Source organism: Candidatus Chryseopegocella kryptomonas (genome assembly GCF_001536065.1).
Classification (GTDB): domain Bacteria; phylum Bacteroidota; class Ignavibacteria; order Kryptoniales; family Kryptoniaceae; genus Kryptonium; species Kryptonium kryptomonas.
Genome location: NZ_CZVW01000039.1, coordinates 1 through 7,031 on the forward strand (window position 1 = coordinate 1; position 7,031 = coordinate 7,031).

General features: G+C 36.0%; 8 protein-coding genes. 3 read left to right on the plus strand and 5 right to left on the minus strand.

Annotated features, from left to right (window positions below; all coding sequences use genetic code 11):
- Positions 1–161: 161 nt before the first annotated feature.
- The 4 genes from AWW83_RS09635 to AWW83_RS09650 are packed head-to-tail and all read right to left on the minus strand — an operon-like array spanning position 162 to position 4,024.
- A complete protein-coding gene (locus AWW83_RS09635; protein WP_159421173.1) occupies positions 162–1,859 on the minus strand; it encodes a phospholipase D-like domain-containing protein in 1,698 nt (565 codons plus the stop codon).
- Positions 1,860–1,882: 23 nt separating this feature from the next.
- On the minus strand, positions 1,883–2,674 hold the full coding sequence (locus AWW83_RS09640) for an SDR family oxidoreductase (protein WP_092351157.1): 792 nt from the start codon (positions 2,672–2,674) through the stop codon (positions 1,883–1,885).
- An 8-nt stretch (positions 2,675–2,682) separates the two neighbouring features.
- Positions 2,683–3,399: a tetratricopeptide repeat protein gene (locus AWW83_RS09645; protein WP_092351158.1), complete on the minus strand. Its 717-nt coding sequence runs from the start codon at positions 3,397–3,399 to the stop codon at positions 2,683–2,685.
- A 25-nt stretch (positions 3,400–3,424) separates the two neighbouring features.
- The gene (locus tag AWW83_RS09650) at positions 3,425–4,024 is read right to left on the minus strand and encodes a MarC family protein (protein WP_092351159.1); all 600 of its coding nucleotides are present in this window, start codon (positions 4,022–4,024) and stop codon (positions 3,425–3,427) included.
- A gap of 149 nt (positions 4,025–4,173) precedes the next feature.
- Between AWW83_RS09650 and nadA the strand changes: the two genes are divergently transcribed.
- From nadA to AWW83_RS09665, 3 genes are all read left to right on the plus strand, one after another.
- Positions 4,174–5,118, plus strand: coding sequence for a quinolinate synthase NadA (gene nadA, locus AWW83_RS09655; protein ID WP_092351160.1), 945 nt, complete (start codon positions 4,174–4,176; stop codon positions 5,116–5,118).
- Positions 5,119–5,137: 19 nt separating this feature from the next.
- Positions 5,138–5,923, plus strand: a complete 786-nt coding sequence (locus AWW83_RS09660; RefSeq protein ID WP_092351161.1) for a hypothetical protein — start codon at positions 5,138–5,140, stop codon at positions 5,921–5,923.
- Positions 5,924–5,990: 67 nt separating this feature from the next.
- Positions 5,991–6,584, plus strand: a complete 594-nt coding sequence (locus AWW83_RS09665) for a heavy-metal-associated domain-containing protein (RefSeq protein ID WP_092351162.1) — start codon at positions 5,991–5,993, stop codon at positions 6,582–6,584.
- 38 nt (positions 6,585–6,622) lie between these two features.
- Here AWW83_RS09665 and AWW83_RS09670 read toward each other — a convergent pair.
- The coding region (locus AWW83_RS09670) for a GWxTD domain-containing protein (RefSeq protein WP_143713968.1) at positions 6,623–7,031 on the minus strand (409 nt) is incomplete at its 5' end.

Genomic DNA, 7,031 nt, shown 5'->3' on the forward strand with positions numbered 1-7,031 from the left:
AGAGAGTTGTTCCAGAAAAGCAACCTGTAAAGTTCTATATCTTCAATCTTCTGCTTTATCGCTTCTTCAACAGCATCAAAAATCTCGTTGAAATCCTCCGATTCAAGAAATCGCCTTCTTATTTCCTCATATGGCAAATTTTTCTCCATCAAACTTTGAATCTACTTTATAATTACCATTTTTCTTGCCTGCGAAATTTTTCGTCCAGAACCAGAAAAATCAAGCCGATAAAAATAAACTCCTGAACTAAAATTAACACTATCAAATTTCAAATTCAACCGATACTTCCCCGCTTGCTGATATGAATTAACAAAATTAGCAACCTCTCTCCCGAGCACATCATAAATTTTCAAACTCACAAAACCATCCTCTGGAATACTATAAACTATGTTCGTCTCTGCGTTAAATGGATTTGGGTAATTTTGAAAAAGTTCAAAATCTTTCACAACATCATCAATCTCTTGAACAAAAGTTATAACATCTCTTCCTCCGTTTTGCTTGTATCTTGCAACAAACTCTTGAAGATAAAGATTGACAAGAAGTGTATCCCAAATTATGATAACATTTTCATCGTTTGAAGATTCTGCACTATTTGACCAGTTGTATGAGCCAGTTATCAAAATTGGCTCTGAATAAATATGCGTTGGATCAATTAGACAATACTTATGATGAAGTTGTGCGCTTCTATCTGTGTCAATCAAAACTTCTGAAAAAGAAGAAAGAAAATTATATTGGCTTCCTGTATCGGTGTTGTTGTCAAGAATTCCTTTTATGTTTCTTATGCCTGCGTCATATCTTGATTTTATTTCGTTTGCAAGTGTTGAATTCGTGAATGTTAAAATTGCGTAAAAAATTGAATGATTTGCTTGTCTAATTGCGTTTGATATTTTTGATGCGATTCTATCGGACGGGCTAAAATAAACTTCAACTTTTTTTCCTTTCAAGTTAAAAACATGCGGTGTGTTATCAGATTTGTTTATTCCAAATTTTGATCTCAAAGTGTCAAAATAATCTGCTGAACTTCCCCACATTTCTTCAAATTCAAGCGTAAAAGCGCCAGCGATCGCCCTGTCTTGAATTTCAATGACATTTTGAAAATCATCGTATGTCCCCTGAACCGTCGCATTCCACGAACCAGTCCAGACCCAGTCATCAGCCCAGCTTGAACTGTCTCTGTAATCAAAAATGGCAAATTTATTATGCATAATTCCACCACCATAACGACTTGCAAGGACAGGTATACCTGCATTTATAAGGTCTCTGACGGGTGCATTGTCAATCTTTGTGCTGTCAATTATAAACCTTATTTTAACACCCCTTGACTTTGCATTTATCAGGGCATTTGAAATCTCCCGCCCAACTCTGCCAGATGGATCGGTGCTCAGATTGTAAAAGCAAACATCAATTGAATATTTTGCTTGATTTATCCGTTGAATGAATTTATCCTTCAAATTCACATTTCCCTGGGCTTTTGTCCAGATACCAATCGTCGTGTCAATACTCTTGTTGAAATAAACATTCACTTTTCCTGTTGATCTTGAATCAGAAGATGTTGAAGAAATGAAATTTACAGAATCATTGCGAATCCCGTATGAAGCAATTTGGACATAATAAATTGTTGCTGGTTCAAGGTTGGAAATCGTAATTTCGTGTGTTGTAGTTTTAACTGTGTCAATAAATTCACCAAATTCAAAATTTGGTGTTTTACCAATTTTAACTCTTGTGTCGGAAGAAGATAAAGTTTTCCAGTAAAATGTTATTCTTGTGGAGTCAACATATTTTTCATAAGGTGGGTTTTTAATAATTTGAGCATAAAGATTTTGAATAAGAAAAAAGGTAAGGAAAATAAATTTTCTCATCAAGCAAAATTTTTTTGTTTTCATCAATAGACACCCTTTATCCAGCCACCATCAACAGGGATGGTTGCACCAGTTATATAACTTGCCCTCTCAGATGCAAGGAAAACCACCACATTTGCAAGTTCCTCAGGCTCAGCCAACCTTCCAAGCGGAATATCTTTTGCAAGTTCGGATTTAACTTCATCAAATGTTTTCCCTGTATCCTTTGCCCGCTGTTCAATTACAAACTTAACTCTATCTGTGAGGGTATAACCTGGGGCGACATTGTTTATCAAAATGTTGTATTTCGCAAGTTGAAGCGAAAGCGTCTTCGCAAGACCAATGACAGACATTCGTATCGCATTTGAAAGTATAAGATTATCTATCGGTTGCTTAACAGTTACAGAAGTTATGTTAATTATCCTTCCCCAGTTCTGCGATTTCATATAAGGTAAAACTTCTCTTATCAATCTCACTGTGCTCATAAAATTTAATCTGAATGCATTTTCCCAGTCATCATCGGAAAAATTTTCAAAATATCCAGCCGGTGGTCCTCCTGCATTTGTCACGAGGATATGAACTGTGCCAAATTTTTCAACTGTTGATTTTACAAGCTTTTTCACATCATCATAATTTGTCACATCTGCTTGAATAGAAAGGACATCGTTATTTGTTTCGTTTTCTATTTCAGTTTTTGCTTTTTCAAGTTCATCTTTATTTCGTGCACATATTACAACTTTGGCTCCCTCACGAGCAAGTCCTAATGCACACGCTTTGCCAAGTCCTTTACTTGAAGCTGAAACAATTGCAACTTTACCATTTAAGCCAAGATCCATTTCAGAAATTAAAATTTTATTTTTATTGACCTGAAAAAGTTGATTTTCTCTTTATCGGTCATTCGTTTTAATTTGTCTGTGCTTTTTGCAACCTTATTGTTCCAAGCGTTAATTATTTTACCGAGAACACGTTTATACTCTTTTTCAGAATCAAATTTATCTTTCCCCTTTTGTTTGAGATATTCGCCTATCTTCATATCGCTGAAACGAAGGAAATCAAACACAAGGATCGGACTTTTCGCTCTTTTAATTTTTTTGCCTTCAATTCTGTTAAGATAGTATTTCGCTCGCTTATTCTTCGGGTAAATTTCAATTGCTTTTCTCCATGATTTTATGGCATCGTCAACCATTCCAAGCTTATAAAACGCCTCACCAAGCGCAGTGTAAGCATCGGATTTCCAACTTTTCTCCCGTGGAAGATAATTCTCAATCGCTTTGTAAAATTCTTCAATCGCTTTGAGATAATCACCCTGTTCATAATAAAGCAGTCCAAGGTGATAATGTGTCTCAGGATAATACGGGTCTATTTTCAAAGATTTTTTAAGAATTTTCATCGCAGTGTCAAAATCACCATTCAAACGATGAGCAATGGCAAGTAGATTCAACGCATCAAGATCATTTGGATTATCTTTAATGAGCGATTCTATAAATTTTATCGCCCCCGTTATGTCGCCACTGTCAAGTTTTTTCTCTATAATTCCGAGGATATAATCTCTGTTAAGCATTGAAGATGAAAATTTATTTTAAAAATTACTGCTTTAATGCTTCAACAAGTCCAACTCTTATCATCATAACAGCGATCGCAGCAAGAAACAAAGATGCAACTTTTGCAAATGCTTTTGAACCAGCGTTTCCAAGAATTTTTATCACAAAGCCAGAATTTGCAAAAACAATCAAAACCAGTATCAAATTAATAAAAATTGAAAACATAGTCAATAAAATCCCATATGTGTCAACAAGAAGAAGTATCGTTGTCAAAGCAGCAGGACCAATTATTAGCGGAATTCCAATCGGAACAACTCCGATTGATGTTTCTTTTCTTTTTCTTTCTTCGGTTGAAAAAAGAAGGTCTGTAACCGCAAGGACAAGAAGTATAATTCCACCACCAATTCTGAAATCAGTTATAGTTATTCCAAGAAATGTAAAGATCGGTCTTCCAGCAAGAGCGAAGATTACCGCAACGACAAGTGCAGCAAGTGTTGATTCAACAGCAAGTTTCTTTCTTTGTTTATCTGTCAATCCTTCTGTAAGCGATATAAATATCGGAAGTATTCCAAGGACATCAATTGCAACGAAAAGAGGAACAAAAGACAAAAGAAACTTTGTCCATAAAGATGTAACAGCAAACATCACTTCAACGAAATTTTGTTTTTAATTACATCGTTCAATATAGTGGAACATCCCGCTTTTATCAAAGATAATTTCGGGAATTGAAATTTGCAAATTGATTTTTTTTGATTTAAATTCACGCAAAACAAATCAAATTAGATGTGGGAAAAATGGCACAGGAGATAGAAATACCGATTGATATTGAGGAAGAAATCCTTAAGCTTAAAAAGGAACTCAACGCAGTTATTCTGGCGCATTATTATCAGGAGTCAGAGATACAGGATTTGGCTGATTTTGTGGGGGATAGTTTGGAGCTTTCAAGACGGGCAAAAGAGACAAATGCTGATGTAATAGTTTTTGCAGGGGTTTATTTTATGGCTGAGACGGCAAAAATTTTAAATCCGGACAAAAAAGTTTTGATCCCAGACCCAGAGGCGGGATGCTCGCTTGCGGACAATTGCCCTGCCCCACTTTTTAAAGCATGGAGAGAAGCTCACCCCGACCATATAGCGGTAACTTACATAAATTCATCAGCTGAGGTTAAAGCATTGAGCGATATAATCGTTACATCAAGCAACGCGGAAAAAATTATAAGACAAATCCCGGAAGATAAACCTATATTGTTTGCCCCGGATAGAAATCTTGGGCGATATTTGATGAAGAAGACAGGAAGGAAAATGGAACTTTGGCAGGGGACTTGCATTGTACACGAAACATTCAGCGAGAGAAAAATTCTTGAGTTAAAAATGCAATATCCCGAAGCAAGGATAATAGCCCACCCCGAATGTGAGGACCCAGTGCTTGAAAAAGCTGATTTCATTGGTTCAACAAGCGCACTTTTGAAATATGTCCAATCAAGCTCAGACAAAATTTTCATCGTCGCAACAGAGCCGGGGATAATTCATCAAATGAAAAAATCATGCCCTGATAAAGTTTTCATCTCCGCTCCATCTGATTCAGGTTGTGCGTGCAATGAATGCCCGTATATGAAAAAGAACACGCTTGAAAAGCTTTACCTTTGTATGAAAAATCAACAACCAGAGGTGACTTTGCCAGAAGATATAATTGAGAAAGCATTGATTCCGCTTGAAAGAATGTTTGAAATGAGCAAATAAATTTTTTAACAGGGGGAAAATGAAACCGTATCCACAAAAAACTTTGAAAAATTTGATCAATCTTTTGAAGTATCATTTAAATGTTAACTTTGAAGTTCCAATCCCGAAAATAGTTCTTGCAAAATCTGCTCTTGAATATGCAAGCCTGTATCAATTTGGGCATCCAGACAAAAAACACTGGCTCAAAACTGCAACTGATGTAAAAGAAATCAACTCCGAGGCAAGCTCTTTTTACAACAATGCTGACAAATCAATCGTAATAAGAGATTACACCTTAATTGATGGTGAAGAACATTTGATCCCCGAATATATTCCAATTCCGATTGACATAATTCTTCACGAGATGATCCACCACATACAATATCTGACAGGTGGAACAGGAAGCTGGGCTTTATTTTATGAAGGATGGACAGAGATAATGATCAACCTTATCACGGGTGATTATCTTGACAGGACATATCGCAAGGAAACCACAATTTCATTTTCCCTTGCAGTTGCTCTCTCCGGAAGTGAAATAAACGCAATTAACACAATCCGACGCTATCACACTCACACAAAGAAAAACTTTTATATTTTGAGCTTGATACGAAAAAGCAAAATTCTTTCCGGCACAGGTTTGAAGCCGAAAAAATTTCTTGACATGCTTGATGAATCACTTGAACCATCACAATTTGATTTCCTTCAGGAGAGAGTTAAGTTTTACAGTTTTTCAGCCTATAGAAATGCGCTTGAAAAATTGAGAAAGACATTGCTTGTGAATCATATTGAGGTTTTTCCTAAAAGAAACGAGATTTATAACTTTTGAAACTTAATTTTTGATGGGCTTGTTTTTGATTTTGAGCATTTTAAAAACAAAATAACGGAGCAAAATCATGAAGAAATTAATTTCGGTGCTGGCTATAATTTTTTTAATTTCTCCATTTGCAATTTCACAGGAGAAGTCAGAAACTGTTAAGTTCAAGGTCAAGGGCGTCACTTGCGATCACTGCGTTGGTGAAGTGAAAGAAGCATTGGTAAATGTCAATGGTGTTAATTCAGTTGAATTTGAAGAGACGAATTTTAAAAATAGTTATGGCGTTGTGAGAGTAAGTTATAACCCGAACAAGGTCAATGTTGATAAACTTGTTGAAGCAGTAAGCGAAGCTGGATTTGAACCCGATCTAAAACAGCAAAAGAAGGAAACTACAAAAACCGAAAAAGTTGAAGGAAGTGTCGTTAAGATAAATGTCAAAGGAATTGAATGCGGTGGATGTGTGAAATCGGTTGAAAATTCGCTCAAAAAAGTTGATGGTGTGAAAAGCGTTGAATTTGAAAAGAAGGATTACAAGAAACAATTTGGCGTGGTTAAAGTTGTTTATGATCCTGCAAAGGTTAAGGTGAGCGATCTTGAAGATGCAATTGTAAAGGTCGGTTTCACAGCCAATGATAAAAAGCCGAAGGATAAGCATAAGGAGATGGAGCATTGAAAAATAAAAGGGCACCCGAAAGGGTGCCCTTTTTTAGTTTAATTCGGTGCAATATGCAACCGCCAATTGTCGTCTCTTATCTCATTTCGCTTTGTTGAATGCACAAGGATGTAATCAGAAAATCCAGATTTATCAACGAACACAAATTCAACCCCGCCTTCAATGTTGTGATAATACCAGATTTCATAGGGCTTACTATCAACCTCATTTGGATGTCTTTCGTATTCATCAGGCGGTCCATACATAATATAAACCCTTCCGCGATCCGTTCTCCAACCTTCTTTATTACCGACGCTAAAATGTTGATTTGCATATTCAACTCTTTTAAAATACTCAATTTTTAACTCATTTATCGGTGTGCTTTTGTCAGGGTCTCTTTTCCTCCAAAATTCAGCAAGAAATTTCCTTTTCGCTTCCTCACCTTTTAATTGCTTGTATCTGTTAACT

Bases quoted from the DNA above. Each gene is read 5' to 3' on its own strand.
- AWW83_RS09665 (WP_092351162.1), top strand. From the start codon at position 5,991: ATGAAGAAATTAATTTCGGTGCTGGCTATAATTTTTTTAATTTCTCCA.
- AWW83_RS09650 (WP_092351159.1), bottom strand. From the start codon at position 4,024: ATGTTTGCTGTTACATCTTTATGGACAAAGTTTCTTTTGTCTTTTGTT.
- AWW83_RS09635 (WP_159421173.1), bottom strand. From the start codon at position 1,859: ATGAGAAAATTTATTTTCCTTACCTTTTTTCTTATTCAAAATCTTTAT.
- AWW83_RS09645 (WP_092351158.1), bottom strand. From the start codon at position 3,399: ATGCTTAACAGAGATTATATCCTCGGAATTATAGAGAAAAAACTTGAC.
- AWW83_RS09660 (WP_092351161.1), top strand. From the start codon at position 5,138: ATGAAACCGTATCCACAAAAAACTTTGAAAAATTTGATCAATCTTTTG.
- nadA (WP_092351160.1), top strand. From the start codon at position 4,174: ATGGCACAGGAGATAGAAATACCGATTGATATTGAGGAAGAAATCCTT.
- AWW83_RS09640 (WP_092351157.1), bottom strand. From the start codon at position 2,674: ATGGATCTTGGCTTAAATGGTAAAGTTGCAATTGTTTCAGCTTCAAGT.